Source organism: uncultured Turicimonas sp., from assembly GCF_902477955.1.
In the GTDB taxonomy this organism is placed as follows: Bacteria; Pseudomonadota; Gammaproteobacteria; order Burkholderiales; family Burkholderiaceae_F; genus Turicimonas.
The window spans coordinates 44,144-62,248 of record NZ_CABSJB010000012.1 but is presented as its reverse complement, the minus strand read 5'-3'; the positions used below and the strand labels follow the sequence as shown (position 1 = coordinate 62,248).

18 protein-coding genes and 1 pseudogene are annotated in these 18,105 nt (G+C 41.7%); 6 read left to right on the top strand and 13 right to left on the bottom strand.

The window, feature by feature from the left end:
- Nucleotides 1-171: 171 nt before the first annotated feature.
- The 6 genes and pseudogenes from RDK53_RS05225 to RDK53_RS05200 all read right to left on the bottom strand — a co-directional run bounded on the left by RDK53_RS05225 (nucleotide 172) and on the right by RDK53_RS05200 (nucleotide 6,539).
- Entirely contained in the window at nucleotides 172-804 is a 633-nt protein-coding gene (locus RDK53_RS05225; RefSeq protein ID WP_308513605.1) for a response regulator, read from the bottom strand.
- Complete coding sequence (locus RDK53_RS05220) at nucleotides 797-2,449, bottom strand: PhnD/SsuA/transferrin family substrate-binding protein (RefSeq protein WP_308513604.1); 1,653 nt, start codon at nucleotides 2,447-2,449, stop codon at nucleotides 797-799. The genes RDK53_RS05225 and RDK53_RS05220 overlap by 8 nt, the downstream gene beginning before the upstream one ends.
- Before the next feature lie 139 nt (nucleotides 2,450-2,588).
- A complete protein-coding gene (locus tag RDK53_RS05215) occupies nucleotides 2,589-2,966 on the bottom strand; it encodes a hypothetical protein (RefSeq protein WP_308513603.1) in 378 nt (125 codons plus the stop codon).
- A gap of 67 nt (nucleotides 2,967-3,033) precedes the next feature.
- A pseudogene (locus RDK53_RS05210) lies at nucleotides 3,034-4,614 on the bottom strand (FAD-dependent oxidoreductase).
- Nucleotides 4,615-4,840: 226 nt separating this feature from the next.
- Complete coding sequence (locus tag RDK53_RS05205; RefSeq protein ID WP_308513602.1) at nucleotides 4,841-5,608, bottom strand: type III pantothenate kinase; 768 nt, start codon at nucleotides 5,606-5,608, stop codon at nucleotides 4,841-4,843.
- Between the two features lie 127 nt (nucleotides 5,609-5,735).
- Complete coding sequence (locus RDK53_RS05200; RefSeq protein ID WP_308513601.1) at nucleotides 5,736-6,539, bottom strand: biotin--[acetyl-CoA-carboxylase] ligase; 804 nt, start codon at nucleotides 6,537-6,539, stop codon at nucleotides 5,736-5,738.
- An 89-nt stretch (nucleotides 6,540-6,628) separates the two neighbouring features.
- On the opposite strand from RDK53_RS05200, the gene RDK53_RS05195 reads away from it, so the two are divergent.
- The 6 genes from RDK53_RS05195 to lipA are packed head-to-tail and all read left to right on the top strand — an operon-like array spanning nucleotide 6,629 to nucleotide 11,323.
- Nucleotides 6,629-7,279: an alpha/beta hydrolase gene (locus RDK53_RS05195; protein WP_308513600.1), complete on the top strand. Its 651-nt coding sequence runs from the start codon at nucleotides 6,629-6,631 to the stop codon at nucleotides 7,277-7,279.
- Entirely contained in the window at nucleotides 7,266-8,435 is a 1,170-nt protein-coding gene (locus RDK53_RS05190; RefSeq protein ID WP_308513599.1) for a hypothetical protein, read from the top strand. The genes RDK53_RS05195 and RDK53_RS05190 overlap by 14 nt, the downstream gene beginning before the upstream one ends.
- Before the next feature lie 17 nt (nucleotides 8,436-8,452).
- Nucleotides 8,453-8,755, top strand: a complete 303-nt coding sequence (locus RDK53_RS05185; protein ID WP_308513598.1) for a DUF493 domain-containing protein — start codon at nucleotides 8,453-8,455, stop codon at nucleotides 8,753-8,755.
- A gap of 2 nt (nucleotides 8,756-8,757) precedes the next feature.
- On the top strand, nucleotides 8,758-9,405 hold the full coding sequence (gene lipB / locus RDK53_RS05180; RefSeq protein WP_308513597.1) for a lipoyl(octanoyl) transferase LipB: 648 nt from the start codon (nucleotides 8,758-8,760) through the stop codon (nucleotides 9,403-9,405).
- Nucleotides 9,389-10,348, top strand: coding sequence for a 1,4-dihydroxy-2-naphthoate octaprenyltransferase (menA, locus tag RDK53_RS05175; protein ID WP_308513596.1), 960 nt, complete (start codon nucleotides 9,389-9,391; stop codon nucleotides 10,346-10,348). The genes lipB and menA overlap by 17 nt, the downstream gene beginning before the upstream one ends.
- A gap of 12 nt (nucleotides 10,349-10,360) precedes the next feature.
- Nucleotides 10,361-11,323 carry a lipoyl synthase gene (lipA, locus tag RDK53_RS05170; protein WP_308513595.1) on the top strand — a complete coding sequence of 321 codons (963 nt, stop codon included), beginning with the start codon at nucleotides 10,361-10,363 and terminating at the stop codon, nucleotides 11,321-11,323.
- Here lipA and RDK53_RS05165 read toward each other — a convergent pair.
- The 7 genes from RDK53_RS05165 to RDK53_RS05135 all read right to left on the bottom strand — a co-directional run bounded on the left by RDK53_RS05165 (nucleotide 11,297) and on the right by RDK53_RS05135 (nucleotide 18,101).
- Complete coding sequence (locus RDK53_RS05165) at nucleotides 11,297-11,824, bottom strand: hypothetical protein (protein WP_308513594.1); 528 nt, start codon at nucleotides 11,822-11,824, stop codon at nucleotides 11,297-11,299. The genes lipA and RDK53_RS05165 overlap by 27 nt on opposite strands.
- On the bottom strand, nucleotides 11,821-12,762 hold the full coding sequence (locus RDK53_RS05160) for an NrtA/SsuA/CpmA family ABC transporter substrate-binding protein (RefSeq protein WP_308513593.1): 942 nt from the start codon (nucleotides 12,760-12,762) through the stop codon (nucleotides 11,821-11,823). Before RDK53_RS05160 ends, RDK53_RS05165 begins: the two co-directional genes overlap by 4 nt.
- Nucleotides 12,763-12,774: 12 nt before the next feature.
- On the bottom strand, nucleotides 12,775-13,512 hold the full coding sequence (locus RDK53_RS05155; RefSeq protein ID WP_308513592.1) for an ATP-binding cassette domain-containing protein: 738 nt from the start codon (nucleotides 13,510-13,512) through the stop codon (nucleotides 12,775-12,777).
- Nucleotides 13,512-14,261, bottom strand: coding sequence for an ABC transporter permease (locus tag RDK53_RS05150; RefSeq protein WP_308513591.1), 750 nt, complete (start codon nucleotides 14,259-14,261; stop codon nucleotides 13,512-13,514). The genes RDK53_RS05155 and RDK53_RS05150 overlap by 1 nt, the downstream gene beginning before the upstream one ends.
- A gap of 57 nt (nucleotides 14,262-14,318) precedes the next feature.
- The gene (locus RDK53_RS05145) at nucleotides 14,319-14,987 is read right to left on the bottom strand and encodes a BON domain-containing protein (protein ID WP_308513590.1); all 669 of its coding nucleotides are present in this window, start codon (nucleotides 14,985-14,987) and stop codon (nucleotides 14,319-14,321) included.
- Between the two features lie 1,157 nt (nucleotides 14,988-16,144).
- Nucleotides 16,145-16,993 (bottom strand): NAD(P)H-dependent oxidoreductase, encoded by an 849-nt coding sequence (locus RDK53_RS05140; RefSeq protein ID WP_308513589.1) that lies wholly within the window; start codon nucleotides 16,991-16,993, stop codon nucleotides 16,145-16,147.
- 574 nt (nucleotides 16,994-17,567) lie between these two features.
- Nucleotides 17,568-18,101, bottom strand: a complete 534-nt coding sequence (locus RDK53_RS05135) for a hypothetical protein (RefSeq protein ID WP_308513588.1) — start codon at nucleotides 18,099-18,101, stop codon at nucleotides 17,568-17,570.
- Between the last annotated feature and the right edge of the window lie 4 nt (nucleotides 18,102-18,105).

Here is an 18,105-nt window from a genome sequence, read left to right as displayed (position 1 = left end):
TCATCAACAACGAGGTGCGAACTATAAATACCTTTTTTGAGCTTGTCAAACCTCTCGATGAAAATTTTTCTATGATTTCGGCGTAAAATATCTATTTTTACTTTTATTTCAACTAGTTAAGATAAATGTAAAATTTTATAAAATTTCTGAAGAATCCAGAAATTCCTGCATTTATTTATTTTTTTCAATGAAATTCCAGCAGGCTAATAATTCTTTTTTGGTGTGAATATTGAATTTCTTTGAGATATTCAATCGATGGCCTTGGACGGTTCTCTCTGACAAACCCAGTCTCTCACCAACTAATTTACTTGTTAAGCCATTGGCTATCAGCTCGAATACCTCTTGTTCTCGTCTACTCAGTGAATCAAAAATCTTCAGAACATCTATTTCTTTATTGCCGGTATCTTCAACCATTTTGTTTTGAATACACTCGGCCAATACTTCTTCCAGCTTCTCAGCATTAACAGGCTTTTGCAGAAAATCAAAAGCACCCTTCTTCAACGTTCTGACTGCCGTATCAACGTCCGCATAGCCGGTAATAATGATGATTGGCAATTCATTTCGTTGTTTCTTTAGTTCTGTTTGAAGCTCAATTCCCGTCATTCCCGGCATCCGTATATCCAGGAGAATGCATCCAGGAATCATCTTGTTGTCTTTTTCCAGAAATTCTTCTGCAGAGCTATAGCCGATCGACTTCCAGCCGGTACAGGCCAACAAAAAAGTTAATCCGGTAAGTATTCCTGGGTCGTCATCTATCACTCGGATCAGAAATCTTGCCTTCGTCTCTTGTGCTAATTCAGTCATTATCGTTGTCGCTCCACTTAGCGAAGAGAACAGACTGCACTAGTCCCCCTTCCTCCCTAGCTTGCATTTTCATTGAAGTGCCCATGGCTTCCAGAATTGATTTGATAACCTGAAGTCCAATTCCTAGACCTTCTGCTTTGGAGCTCTTCAAATAATTTTTGCCAATATCTTCAACTTCTCCGGCAGAAAAAACTCTTCCGCTGTTTGCTACTTGAAGCAGTATTTCATCCTTACAGGTTTTCAAAGAAACCCAAACTGTTGGATTTGCTCCTTCCAATGCACCCTCTATAGCATTCTTCACCAAATTCCAAACAAGAATCTCAATCTCAACTCGATCGCCTTCAATAAAAATGTCTTTTGTGAAGTCATCGTGCAAATGAACTTTCCCGGAGTACTTCACCTTCATAGTTTGGATAATTTCTGCAAGACAAGCAGAAAAGTCTACTTTCTGATTCCTGCAAGCCTGCTTTCTTGCATATTGCCTAACTTTATTGACAATCGCAGTTGCTCGCTTAAGTTCCTTCTCAAAGTTCTCAAGACTAAAACTCAAAATCTCCGGATTAACTTCTTTGGGATTTCGTTTGTTTAATGCTTTGAGCCCGTCCACTAGGTATTGACAGGCTGCTAGAGGCTGATTCATTTCATGAGCAAAGATAGAAGAAATCTGACTAACTAAGTTCAATTTATGCTGAGCTTCCATTTTTTCTGTCAGTTCGGTAGCTTGTTTTTGCAGCTTGTTCTTTTTTTCTTCGGCTTCCAGCAGCTCGGCTTTTGCTTTATCCACCAGTCTCTGAGCACGCCAGCTGTGCGCCGCTAATCCGATTACTGTTAGTACCAAAAGTGCGAGCAACGGCCAATAAGTCAAAACAAAACGACGCAGTGACCACTGGTTCATGTACTCATATGGTCCGGCTTTGAGGACACGATATAAATCATCAACAGGTTTGAAGTTAGTGGCTAAAGACCAATATTGGCCGCTTGCGCTTGGCTTCATGCTTAATAAGGCAGCCGACACTTTCTTTGCCACATCGTGATTGACGACTCGAGTGGAAGCAAAAGTATTGTTAGGATAGGAACGCGTGGAGTGCAGACATTTAACAGGACCGGAAATAGGAGAAATGACTTTAATCTTGTCAAGGACGGCGATATTTTGAAGTTCATGCTCTTCAAGCCAGCAAGCACGGATAAAACCAATATCTGCTTTTCTCTCCACAATTTCTTTCAAAAACTTATCGGCTGACTCACCAACAAATCGTTTACTCTTAAAAAAATTATCTGGGTCATATCCTCTGAAGGCAAGGTCTGCCATGCCAATCCTATAACCATGAAATGCGGTCTCATAGTTAGCGACAAACGACTTGCCTTTCATGTCCTCAATACTTTTTATGTCCATTCTGTCTCGCTGAGTAATAAAAGCACCGGCTGTCCCAAAGTTTGGAACTGGCTTCTCGGCCGTTACGACCGTCGCGATGTCCCTGACGCCAAAAGAAAGCATGCGGTAGAAAAAGCCGGCACTGGCATAGAAGAAGTCGATAGTGCCGTCTTTAATAGCTTTTTCTAAATCTGCGGATGAATAGACTTTTGCTTCCACTTTCCAGGGAGCCAGTTCCTTCTGCAGATAATGCAAGGTTGGAGTGAAATCCATATCCTTGCTCAAGGGAGGAGAAAAATGAATAAGGCCAATCTTTATAACCTTCTGTTCCTCCTCTGCATAGAGGAAGCAGGAACAGAAAGCAAGGAACAGGATGAGTACGAACCTTATTATTCTCATAAAAAATTAACAATTATCCGTTATTAGCGCCGTGACAAGAGGAGCACTTCTTTAACTGATAATTATGGTGACAGGCATAGCAAGGTTCAAGAGATGCGCTGGTATCCTTGTATCCGGGTTTAGGTGGCATGGGATGCTGGGAGTGACATTCGATGCATTCTGAGAAATTCTTCTCATCGCCGCCGGCATGAGGAATCCACACATGAGGATTCACAGGACCCGAGTCAGATTGGGCCTGAACGTTCTTTTTAATCAAATCATCGAAAGTCGGTCCATGGCACGCCAGACACTGTTCTTTTTTCATCGGTTCTTGAACCTGCTGCTGAGCAACCACAGTAACTGGAGGAAAACTTAAGGAAAGCAGCAAGGAAAGATAAAGAGCTTTTTTCATTGTTATTTCCTTGGGAATCATGGCGAGACATCTCTATGCCTCGCCTATTAGGTTTTATTTAAAGTGATTATTTGGAAGTTGCAGCATGTTCACCGGCCCAGCGACCCGGCATAATTGCGCGCGGCATTCCATTACCAACATAAAGACCTCCAGCTGTTTCGCCGGCTGCATAGAGACCCTTAATCGGTTTCATGTCTTGTCCAAGAACTTGAGAATTATTGTTGATCGCCAAACCGCCTGTAAGGTTATGTACGCAAAGAACCAGACGAACGGCATGGAATGGGCCTTCTTCGATCTTCTTAGTCAGACTTTCTGCAGGCTTATCAAAATCTTCATCTTTCTTAGCGTCCACAAAGCCGTTGTAACGGACAACAGTTTTTTCAAGATTCGGTTGATTTGTCAATTTAGCCAGTTCTGCCAATGTGTCAGCTGTGAAGGCATAGCCTTCTTCACAGGTCGGATACTTCGTGTCCCATTTGTACTTCTTGGCAGTTGCATCGTCAAATACTGTCCAGAGGAACTGATCTGGCTGAGCCAAAGCTGCGTCATAGAAAGTGTATCCGCCTAAGTTAGCCTTATCCAATTCTTTAACGAATCTGTCGCCGTTCTTGTTTGTAAAGATAACTTCTGCCCAGCGAGGACCGCTGATTCCGAGACCGGGAGCGCCATACTTACTGCCTTTCGGGAAGCCATAGTGAGCTGTACCGAACTTACGGCGAAGGTGAGGAGTATCTTCGCAACGGTCACCAACTAACATACCTCCTGCACGTACACCAGCCAAAATAGCTGAACCATCGGGAGCAACGAACGGATATCCGGTAGAAATCATATTTTCGGTAAAGCGTGGGTCAGTAAGTCTTCTGAGTTCAGGATTTGCTTTCCAGCTTCCGCCTGCCAGTACTACACCTTTGTTAGCTTTAATGTTTTGGATCTTGCCATCGGGACCTTGAACTTTGGCACCGACAACAGCTCCGTTTCCATCAACATAAACATCAATCAATTTCTGTTCGAGAAGAATCTGACCGCCTTTACCTGTGAAGTATTCATAGAAAGGCATCATAATGCCTCGGCCTGTCATGAAACCGCCTGTAGGCTGAGGTTTTCTTCCGCCTTCGCCGGAGTCTTTTCACCAGATGTGATGGTAGGACTCATGATGCTGAGAATCATATTTTCCTGGTTTTGTAAAAGTCGGAAGGAAACGGACACCATGTTCTTCCAACCAAACCTGTGTCCCGGGACACCATTCAGAATATTTCTTAACGAGTTCCGGAGTGTTCTTGCGATATTCGTGATGAGCCGGATTAGTTAATTTCTTGTAGAGAAGTTCAGGAGTATCTTCTACACCGTGTTCTTTCTGAGTTCTTGTACCTCCGCCTAAAGCAATGATGCCGCCGTTAATAATTGCGCATCCACCGTAGTTCTTGCCTTTTTCCAAAACCAAAACTTTAGCGCCTTTGTCCATTGCAGAAATAGCGGCAGACATGCCGGCGATGCCGGAACCGGCGACGAGCACATCAGTCTCTCCGTCCCATTTAGATGGAAGAGTAGAAGAAGCAACATCCGCAGCCTTGGCTGTTGAAACAGCTGCACCTAATAAGCCTAAGGAAGCAAAAGAAGAAGTCTTGAGAAAATTACGCCTAGTTGTCATATGAATCTCCTTGGGAATCGGTTCTTTTTTTGAAGTTACGTCATTTTCTGCCCGAAAACTGCTCGAGTAGTTTGATATAGATCAAACTTTGGTCACTTTTTTCTTAAACGACTTGAATCTGAAACTATAGATATTTCAGTGAATTTTCTGGACTAGTCAAAAATAGTACCGATGAGCGAGGCCGTACAATGTTGCCTTTATGGAGATCACGTTCGAGAGAATACTTTTATCTTTTCAGATTTCGGACCATAGTGGCCAGACCATGCAAAACCAGATTGTGGCGGATATCGACATTATCAAATTCTTGCTGAATATAAGGAGCGACAACTTTAGAAGCTCCCCCTGCAAGAAGAATTTTAGGGGTTGCTCCTATTCCTTCCATCTCTCTTACTGCTCTTTCAATAAGACCTAGTTGAGAGTCAACAATTCCGGTTGTAATAGCATCGATAGTATTGGTGGGAAAATCCGTTCTTCTTCCGAATGCTCGTGGCAGATGAGATGTCCCTCTTGCCAAACCTTCGCGCATCATTGCAGGCCCCGGAGCAATTCTTCCCCCTAAAAACACATACTCACCGACGCCGGTCGGAATGACACTATCAATAGTACTGGCAGTCCCTAAATGGCAAACTAAAAGAGGTTCGTCTTTATGAAGCGCGACAGAGCCAATGGCAGCAAACCACCTATCTGCGCCTAAGAGTTCCGGATGGTCGTAGTTGCTCTTAAGAATAAAGTCCCCTCTAAATTCTTTTTTGGCTGTAAACCATGTGCATTGCGCCCCGATGCTGCTAAGAAAGTTCTTTGTACTATGAGCAATCCAGTCGGAAGCAACCGTACAACCGTAGGCATTCTTTACACCGAGTTCTTGCCACTTATCTTTGATTTTTTCATCGAGAATACCTGAGGACTCGTGGACGTAAGTAAATGGATTTTCAGGATCATCTAACAGGGACCACTTTAAAGCCGAGTTACCAAGATCAATAAGAATAGATGCCATCTTACCTTCGCCTTTTTTCTAGATAGAAACCAACTACAAGAAAAACTAAAAGAGCCTCAATTATGTACCTAGAACTTCAAAAAAATACTCGGACACATTTGAAGGTGCTCGATTTTGATCTTTTTCGTTAAAAATCCTGTCCACCACGACCATTTTTAAGAATTTCTCCTGAATTAAACTTTCTTAAAGAATCGTCAATGATCAGCTGAATTTCTCCGTCTGAACTAATTCCATTCTCAGTTCCTTCAACAATTTCTTGTGAAGGAAGTCGAAAACTCAACGTTTTTTGATAGAAATAGTCAAACTTCTGCCATCTTTCCGAGAGAGAAGTATCTTGTAACCCGATACTTTGATTCATTATTTTGAGTACAGAATCCGCCAAAATTCTAATAATTTCCTCCCTTTTGGCCTCCTTATCAGAATGCTCCTCAAAAAGGAATGCAATATTCCGGTTGATTTGTTCTTCTAGTTCGCAATTGGGAAATAAATTAACACCGATACCAAAAACTAGATAGACTCTGCCTGCATACTTAACCGTCTCGATAAGTATTCCGCTTAATTTTCCTTCCGAAGTCATCAAATCATTAGGCCATTTAACCTTGACCTTTGAATTAAGTTTCGAAAACTCTTCAGCAATATTTACGGCCAAGAGAGGGCTCAAAGTCATTAGGTCTCGAGTACTTCCCGTATGTTCCACAACCATAGAGAACTTCAGACAGCTCTCCGAATCATCCACCCAGGCTCTTCCCTTCGTGCCTTTTCCTTTGACTTGCCTCTCGGCCACAACCACATAAGGAGCGCACACCGCTCCATCAAGAACTTTCCTCTTGAGGTACTCATTGGTCGAATCAACTTCCGGAAGAAACTCAAAAGTGATGTCTTGCTTAGACAGCTTTTTAGAAACGGATTCAATTGAAAGGTAATCAGACATTTTTGGAACTAAACATTTCAGCAGAATTTCTAATTTATTTGAAGTTACATGCTTCGGTAAAATGGGGGGTTCGAACCATCGAGGAAAAAATGGCCGTAAAAGAGATAGAAATGACCGTTCGAGGGAAAAGTGGAAATCTGGAAACCAGACTTTCCATCCCCGGTTGCGCCCCTAAGGGAATTGCATTTCTTTCTCATCCCCATCCTCTCTTCGGTGGAAACATGAATAATAAAGTTATCCATGCTCTAAATAAATCTTTCCTCCAGGAAAATTGGATCACTGTCCGTCATAACTTCCGCGGAGTCGGTAAAAGTCAGGGAGTTTATGACAACGGCGCAGGAGAAACAGAGGATCTTTTAGCCTTGGTACAGTTTTATTTGGAGCTGCCGGAAATCAAAGCACTCTTTTCTTCTAAACCGAAAACTTGCTTTTCGGGATTCTCCTTTGGCACTTATGTGAGCTGCAAGGCAGCTTCTTCTAATGCCCCGGATTTCTTGCTTCTGCTCGGAACTGCCGCGGAAAAATGGAAGTTCGATTTACCTGCTGTTCCGACATTTCTAATACACGGAGAAAAGGATGAAGTGATCCCCTTGAAGGATGCGCTGGAATGGGCCGGACATTTCGGCCAAGCTGTCACCGTTATTCCTAATACCGATCATTTCTTCTCAAAACAAATACCTCTGCTGCAGACCATGATAAAGCGGGCTATTACATGGATGAATCACTATGACCCCCTATAAATTTCTCACTGTAGTATCTTTGACTGCTGCTTTGGCTCTCGGCTCATCTCCTGCCTGGTGCAATAAGGCACCTGCCAAATCCGGAGCTCTCGAACAAGAACACAAGTTGATGTCAGAGGAGCCTTCTTTTGTCTCCTTTGATTTACTCAGCGGTAATTCTTTTGAGACGAATCTTTCCAAACTTGAGATAGACAATATCGAACTTCTTTCTGACCTATTGTCGACTTACGGATTGATTCATTTAATACAAGAAAAGAAAATTGATCCGGCTAAAGAGATAGAACTGACTTCGGCACCGACAACTAAGGCATCTCTGCGTTTGGATCCTGAAAAGAAAATAAAGATCAAAGAACTAGTTACCGCTCTTCTGTTTCTCAAATCACCTGATGCCAGACTGACTTTGCAAAAAATCCTAACTGATCACTTTGTCGATGCAAAGATTAAAGTAGGTGAAAATGGAGTATTCGATTTAAAAACTTCAAAAATCGACTGCTCGGTTGAAGACTTAACCAATGCTCTGAGCACCGTATTTTTCGAGCTCGAAAAAATGGGCGTCAATCCCTTTGATGAAAAATTCGTCATCGGTGACATTAGCTACCCTTCTCAGCTAAAAGCCAGCAGAGGGGAAAAGACGAACATTGTTATGCTCATCGACAAGGACACGAAAGCAGTCCTCTCCTTAGCCCGCATTGACCATCCTAAAAAGAAGAATGCCAGAAAGGAACCCGGTTCTCTCGTCATCAATACTGCAAGCAATCCTCTGCCTGCCGGCCAAATCATTAAGCGTTCTTCAAATTTGCTCTCTGATGCCGCTAATAATTTTGAGACCTTGAAAATCATCTCCAAAGGTAAAATCATCTCTACCGTAGATTTGAAAGGCACGGATAAAAAACAGGTAGTGATGATTGCTCCGGACGATATTTTTATCTCTTTAAAAAAAATCGACCTGCAAGAGCTTAGGCACAATAAAGTTGAACTCCTAATCGAAAGAGATGAACCAATGAAGCTGCCGATTATTTCCGGTTCTCAAATTGGTACCTTACGCATTGTATTTAACGGCCAAACCCTTAAGAATGTACCATTGATGGCCAATGAAAACGTCTATCCTAGCGTGAAACAGAAAGTCATCGACAAGTTAAATGCCATAATAGATTAGATTGAGGAGTCATCAAAATGTCTGAAGACGTCAAAAAACAAGAACAATTAGAAGAAGAGCTTCCTGCAAAGCTGCTTCAATTCCCATGTGATTTTCCTCTCAAGATCGTCGGTATCAAAGCTGATGACTACAAAGATAGAATTGTTGAAGTCATTAAGAAATACGACCCGGATTACAATCCTGCTGAAGCAAATTTGAAAGAATCTGCTAAGGGCAACTATCTCTCTTTGGGTGTCGTGGTCAGAGCTACCTCTCAAGACCAACTCGACGACTTATACAAAGCGTTAGTTGATCATGAATATACGAAATTTGTTTTGTAACTTTGAATCAGCTTTTATTTCGTCATCTAGGCCTTGTTGATTATCTGGAAACCTGGCAAAAAATGAAAAATTTCGTCCAAGATCGCACAGCCGATTTGGACGAAATTTGGTTTTGCGAGCATCCTTCTGTATTTACGGTAGGCAGACAAGGCAGTCCGAGTCACCTTTTAAATCCGCAGGATGTACCGGTTGTCTATACGGATCGAGGCGGTGAAGTTACTTACCATGGTCCGGGACAAATCGTTGTCTATCCACTCATTCATTTACGTAAAAGAGGATTGCTCCCCAAAGCCTATCTGGAAACTTTAGAAAGCGCGGTTATCGACACATTGAAAGAAGTCAGCATTACCGGCTTCTTAGTCCCCGGAGCTCCCGGCGTTTACGTACCAGGACCCGATTGTACCGGTCCATTCAACGGTGCGCAGAAGATTTGCTCTATAGGCATTCGAATCTCCAATGACTGCACATACCACGGCCTTTCTTTAAATTTCGATGCAGACCTGTCTTTCTTTGAAAGAATCAATCCTTGCGGATACAAAGGATTAAAGACGGCCAATATTAAGTCGTTAAACTCAGCTTGTTCTAAACAAGAAATAATTAAAATTCTTGAGAGAAAATTATCGGAGTACTTGATTGAAAAAAGACATTAAACCGCATTCCTTAGAAGCTTGGCTTGCATTTTTCCGCCCTAAGACCTTGTGGATAGCTGCTGCTCCGGTTTTAGTGGGGACAGGATTAGCTTTAGCTTTTGACGGTAAATTTAATTTTTGGATTTTCCTTCTGACATTGTTAGGTGCGATGACCATTCAAGCTATGTCAAATATGGTCAATGACTATGCTTACAACGTCAGAAAAGCCGAACGCTCCGATCGCGTCGGTATTCCGAGAGCCACCACGGAAGGCTGGATTTCCATGGACGCTGCTAAAAAAATGATTGGAGCCATGATAGTTCTTGCCTGCCTATTTGGTATTGCTCTTATCGTCATCGGCGGCTGGGCTATTGCGCTAATCGCTTTTCTCTCTATTCTTTGCGGGTACTGCTACATGGGTGGTCCAAAACCAATTGCCTACACGCCGTTCGGAGAATTTTTAGTTTTTCTTTTCTACGGATTATTTGCAGTCGGCGGTACATTCTGGCTGCAGACTTTAAGCTTCAATATTCTGGTTCTTATTCCCGGCACTGCTTTGGGTTTAATTGGTGCTGCCGTGCTCTTTATCAATAACTACCGTGATGTTGAGCATGATTTATCGGTCGGCCGCAGAACGCTTGCAGCGGTTATAGGTAAAAAAGTCGGGGTGTTCGTCTACTCCTGCATGATTTATATCCCGTTTATCATCGTTGGCTGGTTAAGTATTGCTAACCATTCTTATTGGCCGTTCTTGTTTGTTTTGCTTGCTCTTCCTAGAGCCAGTTTCTTGCCCTCCATTCTGAAGAAAACACAGCAGGCTGACATAACCTTCTTGATGCTTAGAACCATCAAACTCGAAGTTCTTTTTGCTCTCTTGCTTACAATCGCGGGAATTGGCGTGTTTTACTTAACATGGCCTCTCGGCAGTCTTTCTGCCTCCACGATTTTTGCTATTCCTTTTTAAGACAGGATTCTAATGACGGACTTTATTCCCAAGGAACAGAGGACAACTAAAAAAATAAAGCAGCATGAAGTTTATCGTTTAAATGAAGTGAAGCTGCCTAAACCTTCCTGGCTTAAAGTCCGGATTCCTGCCAATGCTCTCAAAGTTAAAGAAGTCAGGGAATTATTAGCTAACAAAGGCATGCATACTGTTTGCCAGGAAGCAAACTGCCCTAACCTAAATGAGTGCTTCAATAAGAAACGTGCTACCTTTTTACTAATGGGACAGATTTGTACCCGAAGATGTCCTTTCTGCGATGTAGCGCACGGTAAACCTTTGCCTCTCGATCCGGAAGAAGCCGACCATATCGTCGAAAGCATCAAACGTTTAGGCATTAAATTCGCCGTTCTTACCAGCGTGGACAGGGATGATCTGAAAGACGGCGGTGCTTCTCACTTTGTACATTGCGTAAAAAAAATTCAGACTGAAACTGATGCAAAGGTAGAAATCCTGATTCCTGATTTCCGAGGAAGATTAGAGCGCGCTCTTGAAACATTAAAAGAAGTAAAGCCCGATGTGCTCAACCACAATATTGAAACGGTTCCTCGTTTATATCGTGAAGTTAAGCCGGGCGGCAGCTACGAGCATTCTTTAAGTCTATTGAAGAAGTGGTCGGAGATTTATCCGGATTGTCCGACAAAGAGCGGCTTGATGGTGGGTCTCGGAGAAACCGATGAAGAAATCATACAAGTCCTTAAGGACTTAAGAGCCAACAATGTTCAGATGGTCACGATCGGCCAGTACTTAGCACCTAGCAAGTATCACTATCCTGTGCAAAGGTATGTCCATCCGGACACATTTAAAAAATATGCACAGACTGCTAAAGAACTTGGCTTTAGCAGCTGTGCAAGCGGTGTATTAATCAGATCAAGTTACGGAGCTGCCGAGCAGGCTTCCGAATTCAATCAATTACTTAATGACGGTCAGAACATCTGATAAATTCTCAACGGACCAAACTTTTTCCGCAAGATTCTTTTTCAGATCTTCCCAATGCCTGAGTCCTTCCGGCGTCAGATTTTCTTTTTTGAAATTTCTGCCGGTCTGAATAAAGTCGTCATCAATCACTCCCGGTTTGAGTGCGACCTTAACAGTTTTGTCTCTTAAAGAAATTTCGAAGTACATATGGCCGTAAACGCCTTCAGGAGCGCACGAAGGAGCCTCCTTAAGTACTTCATACCTTCCGGCGGTAACGGCCCTAGAAATCATTTCTACGGCGTCTCTGAGCCCCGGACCCGGAAAAGCAGTTTTGAAGCTGATATCTTCTCTTCTCGGAATTTCTCCGTCTTCAGAAAGATAGTTAAGAGCCCAGTACATCAAGCGATAGCCTAAGGACAAACCGCCGATGCTGTCTTTTCCGTGGTAAAGAACGCAAGCATGGAACGGGATGTCTAATTCAACACCCTTTTCAACAACCTTGACGATTTCTTTATTCATCATTTCTGCATTGCCATTGGTAAGACGAGATCTTTAACGTTGACGGTTTTCTCCATCATGCCGTTTTCCTTAAGGAACTTCTGGTCAGCTTCCAAGCCTTTGATATCTTCGTCAGTCAAAGTATCGTAGTAGTTGCTCCAGTTCTTTAAAGTTTCTGCGTCTTTAAGAGAGATACCGTGTTCTTTAGCACCGATTTCTAAGGCTTCTTTCGGATTGGCCTTAATCCAAGCGAGAGCGTCTCTGTTGACTTTAACAATTCTCTTCAAGATTTCAGGATTTTCATCGGCAAACTTCTTAGAAGCTGTCATGACGAGGTTCGGTTCTGTGTAGCCGTCGGCTGTAGCAATAGTTTTTGCTCCGTTTGCATTTGCCTTGATAACGCCGCCGGCAGCCAAGAGAGCTGCGTCAACTTTACCGGCCATCATGGCTGTCATGCCCTTTGGAATATCCATGGAGATGAAGTTAACATCTTTCGGATCGATGCCGTTCTTTGTCAAAGCAGCAACTAATGTCTGATGAAGAACTGTGCCTTTCGGACCGACAACAGTCTTACCCTTCAAGTCTTTGACCGTCATCTGCGGGCCCGGTTTGCCGACGATAGCAAAAACTTTTGTCGGGTGAGCTACGCCTGTTGCGACGACAACAGGATTACCGGCAGAGTTAGCCATTAATAATGAAGCTGTGTTCATTGTGGCGCTGACGTCCAAAGAACCGGCTGCCATAGCCTGAGTCTGTTTAGCACCGGAAGTGATGTCGTGCCATTTGATTTTGATACCGTCTTTCTTGAACTCGTTCTCGAGCATGTTGTTATGCTTCATCACCATGTTCTGCAGATTGAACGGGGCCTTCACATAAGCAATATTGATTTCTGAAGGAGCCGCAAATACGCTGGCAGCAGCCATGGAAAGTACGAGAGCAGAGAGTACTGATTTCAGTTTCATTATTAATAATCCTTATTTAAAAACAGAGTGTAGGAGGTAATTTTGGTAGTTCAAAAGACGAGAATCTCCAATTTGCCGTGGGGTTTCTACGTCGATTTTTAAATCTTTTTCGGCTTTCCCATGATTCAGATAGATAACTCGATGACTAAGAAAAACAGCTTCATTTATGTCATGAGTGATCATCAGCATCGTCATCGATAGTTCTTTTTGCAGTCTGGAGAAATCAGACTGTAACTTAGTTCTGGTCATAAAATCCAGAGCACTAAAAGGTTCATCTAATAGGAGAATATCCGGTTTAGATATCACCCCGCGGGCCAAACCAACACGTTGAGCCATCCCCCCGGAAAGTTCACTTGGGTACAAGTCCTGAATATCACCGAGACAAACTAACTCGAGAGCTTCCTTAACAAGTTTTTTTCTAATTGTTTCTTCTTCATGACGAATGGGAAGCTCAAGATTCTGTCCTACCGTTTTCCAGGGCAGGAGCCGAGCTTCTTGAAACACATAAGAAATTCTCGGTTCTTTAATTTCTTGTCCGTCTTTGTCATAAAAAATGACCCTTCCTTCGTCGGCCTCTTCAATGCCGCTGATGAGCTTTAAAAGGGTTGTCTTACCGCAGCCGCTTTTACCGATAACGGTTGTAAGTTCATTGGCAGAAATATCCAAAGAGAAATTATCAATTGGAGTGATAATGCCTTTAGCAGAGTTAAAACTTTTCTTTAAGTTTTCTATTTTGATTCCGGAAGCCATTATTTCTTCATCCAAGGAGAAAATTTATGAGTAATCCATACAAATAACTGATCTCCCAAAATGCCGAGAATGGCAATACTGAAAATGCCCACAAACACTTTATCGGTTTGGGACATTTCGCTCGCGTCTCCAATCAGATATCCGAGTCCGGACGATGCGGCAATCAACTCGGCACCGACCAACGCTCTCCAGGAATAACCGAATCCCAAACGAAGTCCGGTAAGAACGCTGGGAAGGGATCCGGGAAGCTCTACATGGAAAAATTTTTCTTTTTTATTAAGACGTAAAACGGTAGCCAGCTCAGTGAAATTCTTATCTATCTGTCTGAAACCTGATAAGGCATTGAAGTAGATAGGAAAGAAACTAGCCAAAATTACGATAGCGACTTTTGAAGCCTCTCCGATGCCGAGCCAAAGAATAAGCAAAGGAACCAATGAGAGAGGCGGGATGAATCGCAGGGCTTCCATTACTAACTTCAATCTGCTCTCGGTTTTAGTCGAGTAATAGCAAATATAAGCAGTCGGAAGCGCTATTAAAGCTGCGATGCAGAAACCGCCCAAAGATCTCATGGAACTCGCCAAAATATGGGTTCCTAAGGTCCCATCTTTGATGAGCTGTCCAAAACTTTCTAAGACCTGCTCCGGAGGAGGAAGCAAGAATGAGTTAAAAATGCCTAAATGTGCAACGAAAGCCCAGACGATCAAAATCACCGCCGGAACAATCAGCAAATTAAAAGCATTTTTACTCACTTGGAATCCTCAAAAATTTTTGTTATTTTAAATGAGAATTATTATCAATTCACTATTTTAATTTATAGGAATTGTTTCTGCTCCGGTCTGGACTTCCGTTTTTTCAGTGACTGCGGAGGGGTTCTCTTTGATTAACTTTCTTCTCTCCAATTCTTCCGGCGTAATGATTTCCATGAGGGTCACCACTTTGACAACTCCGGGGACTTTAGCGGCCACTGCAGTGATGATATCTGCCTCGCGCTGAGTTACCGTTCCCATCAAATAAGCGATTCCTCGGTCGACGGTTACTTTCAGAGAAGTTAACGTAACATCCTTATTATCTAGAAGAGCTGCTCTGACTTTACTTGCTGTTAACGAGTCGTTCATTCTTGTAGTAAAAGGAACGTTATTCATTACTGCCAGTTCGTTATAGACGTTAGTTACACCGTTAATAGACTTAACGATTTCACCGGCCTTTTCTTTGTCATCTTCAGAACCGACTTCGCCGGTCAGCAATACTCTCCCTTCGTAGGCCGTAACCGTAATATGACTGGAGGAGAAATTTGCTTGAGCCAACTGGACGCTAGCCTTTGTTTCAATTACTCCGTCATTAGTTACGTCACCAACGCTGCGTCTATCGACTGCAACGGCTGTTCCACCTACGGCAGCTGAACCGATAAGTACCGGGGCACAGCCGCTAAGGACCAAAGAAGAGGTTAAACATGTCAATACTAAAAGTTTTTTCATCAATAACCTTTTTTACTTTGTGTAGAAAACATTTTATTCACTTAACACTTGGTAACTTTACTCGATTATTTCCTTTTTGGATTGTCTGATTTCAATTATTGGAAGTGGTGAAGAACCGATTTAGGCGAAAAAAACTCTCAACTTATGTCAGTAATTTGTTGACAATATTTGAGTAACTTATAAATTTTGTGGATAAGTGCACTTTAAAAAAGTTATCCACAATTCGTCTACATTGATTTCTTATAAATATCCACAATGCAAATTAATATTAACTTATTGTTATTAAATAATTTTTATAAGTTATCAACGAAAAATTCAAACACTTCTATATCTATTTAATAGATAATATATACATAGGAGATAAAGAAGCTGCCTTCCGAAATGTGTAAAAGAAAAGACAACTATCTTTGAGCAAATCTCGATCAAGACCTAATCAATAATTCTTTTCTTCCTTGCTGCTTCTTGAGAATTAAGCTCACTGAAGATTTTGAGCTAAATTTTTTAACTGTTATTTAGCTATCAAAACCCACAAATATTGTTAATTCTTTGATTTAATAAAAGATTTTCTTTATAGAAATCCATCAAAATACAACCTGTCTTCCTGGTTAAGATTTTGTATTGCACCGGTAGCAAAGAGGCGGAAAGAAATAGCTTATAGCCGGCAATAATAACTGGAAGAGAAACTTGCCGAAAATCTGATTCCTATATAGTCTGTTTGAAGCCAGAATAATCCACAAAAATCTGTGGATAACGGTTGGCTTTCTTGTGGATATTAAGATTACAAAACTTTTGCCTGAGTTATTCACACACTCTCTACCAAGTTATTAGTTTGATTTCAACACTCACAACATTTATAACTCTTTGAAAATAATCAAACAAATTAAGTTATCCACAAAAAAGAATATGTCTACTATTACATCTCCATAAAAATTATACAAATGACAAGATATAAGTAGTTCAAGCTAAATAAGTGAATAACAACGGAGTTACTATTTGGGTAAGAAGATCGCTAGAAGCGGGACCCCGCTCCGGTGAGGACGCAGACATAAGTCTGCGGTAGTTCACAAGCGATCCGTCAAATGAAGCTTGATTCGCAGATTCTCTTGATACTTCATCTTTGTCAGATCGCGTTATCTATCCTTAATTTAGAGAAGAGTTTATTTGTTGTTGAAAAAATCTCTATTGAGGCGAGTCTCTAATACTTTCGCCAAAATCTCTAATTGCTTTTTGTACTCGGGAGCGGTGTTCTTCGGACTTTGGTCGTTGACGAAGCGTCCCATATTAGTTGCGCCCCAAAAACCTGCGGTGTCATCATCAACAACCTTATAAGCATTCAAGTACTTATCCCATACTTTATCCAATTTTCCGATACCATCTCCCACTGTACCTTGGCCGCCTCCAAGCCAACCAGCATTCATAATGGTATAGATGCCTTTTCCTTTGAGCATTCCTTCTAAGCCTTTGGGAGTGTCCTTATAAGCGAACTGCTTAGAAAAAACTCTCTCCATATAACCTTTAGTGATTGCATTTGGGCTATCGTGCCAATTTGGATAACAGAAGATAATGTAGTCAGCTTGAGAAACAAATTTTTGCTCAGGAACAATGTCTTGTGGCGTAGGACCAAAGCCGTCTTTGGCGTGGTAAAAAGTTTCCGGAGAGAGAACCGGATTGAATTTAAGTTTGTATAAGTCTCTTACTTCAACCTCATATCCTTTTTGTTTAAAAAAATTGATAGCCGAATTAACCAAAAAACCTTCTAAAGAGCTCTCGAAACGCGGATCTCCAACAACAAATAAAACTTTCTTGGCTTTACTGTCAGTAAATCCTGTAGAAATGGCTCTAACACGAAGAGATTCGGGAACAATCGTAGCAGATGTTACTGCATCAATGCTTTTATTTTCTGTCGTCGGCTTCGGAATAGACGCTGAAGAAACGGCATCAGCAGCATGAACCGAAAATGAAATAGCAGAGAGGATGGAAAGAAGAAGAGTCGTTGACTTAACCATAGATAGCTCCATTTAGCATTGCCTCAGGAATCGGATCATTTACGCGACGCCTAGAGGCGAAGATTAAAAGATCACGACGACGGCGAAACGTTAAAGGAGGCACAGAGTGCTACCTAGCCATGACTGTAGCTTTGTAAAAGCGTTTTTCATTTTAGCTCGACAGAGAGAAGGCTTAAAGCCGGGAAATTCCCGGATACTACTTGGTAGTCAACTCACAACTTTGTGGTTGTGAAAAATTTCATCAATAAAATTGACTGCTAATAATCCACAAAAAGATGTGAATTGTTGTTTGATTCTTTGTGAATATCTTTTGGCTTCAGAGAAAAAGAAAATTATTCACAAAACACATACCAAGTTATCAGGGATTTTTTAACAGAGTAAACAATTCTAATAGTTTGAAAATATTGAATTATTTAGAATTATCCACAGAAAATAGTTTTCCTTCTACTATTACTTTATTAAGATCTTAATTTTTAAAAAGATCTACGTAGTTCAAAGAATTTCCGTGGATAAACAAAATGCTGCCTTAAAGAAAATCCAGGCGGACAAATCAATAAAGGCAGCTTAGGCGTTTTTAAATATTAACGATTTCAGTCTTAACGATATCTTTCATTTCAGAATTCAATACGGCATCATAAAGTTTTCCTTTAAAGCCAATCCATACCTCAGTTTCTTCTTCATTAGCAGTGCCCGTATAGAACTTTCTACCAGCCTTTAAGAATTCAGGTGTGATTACTCCTTCCTTGGCCGTAATTTTCATTACTTTGGAGCCATATCCAATCTCAAAATAGAGTTTTCCAAAGATGCATTCCGGAGCATCAATAAATTCGTCTGGAAGAACTAAGAAACGTTTTCTTGTAACGCACCTTCCGATCATTTCTGCAGAATCAGTAATACCAGGACCGGCAAAAGCAGTTTTGAACGTAATGAGATTTCTCCGAGCTACTTCTCCTTCAGGAACCAATTCATCTAAAGCCATTTTCAGCATACGGAAGCACAATGCTAGACCGCCGCATCTTTTTAGGCCATGGTATTTTTCGCAATCTTCCAACGTAAACGTGGTGATTGTTTTTCCATTTTCGGTAACTTTGATTTCTTCAGTTTGCATTTCA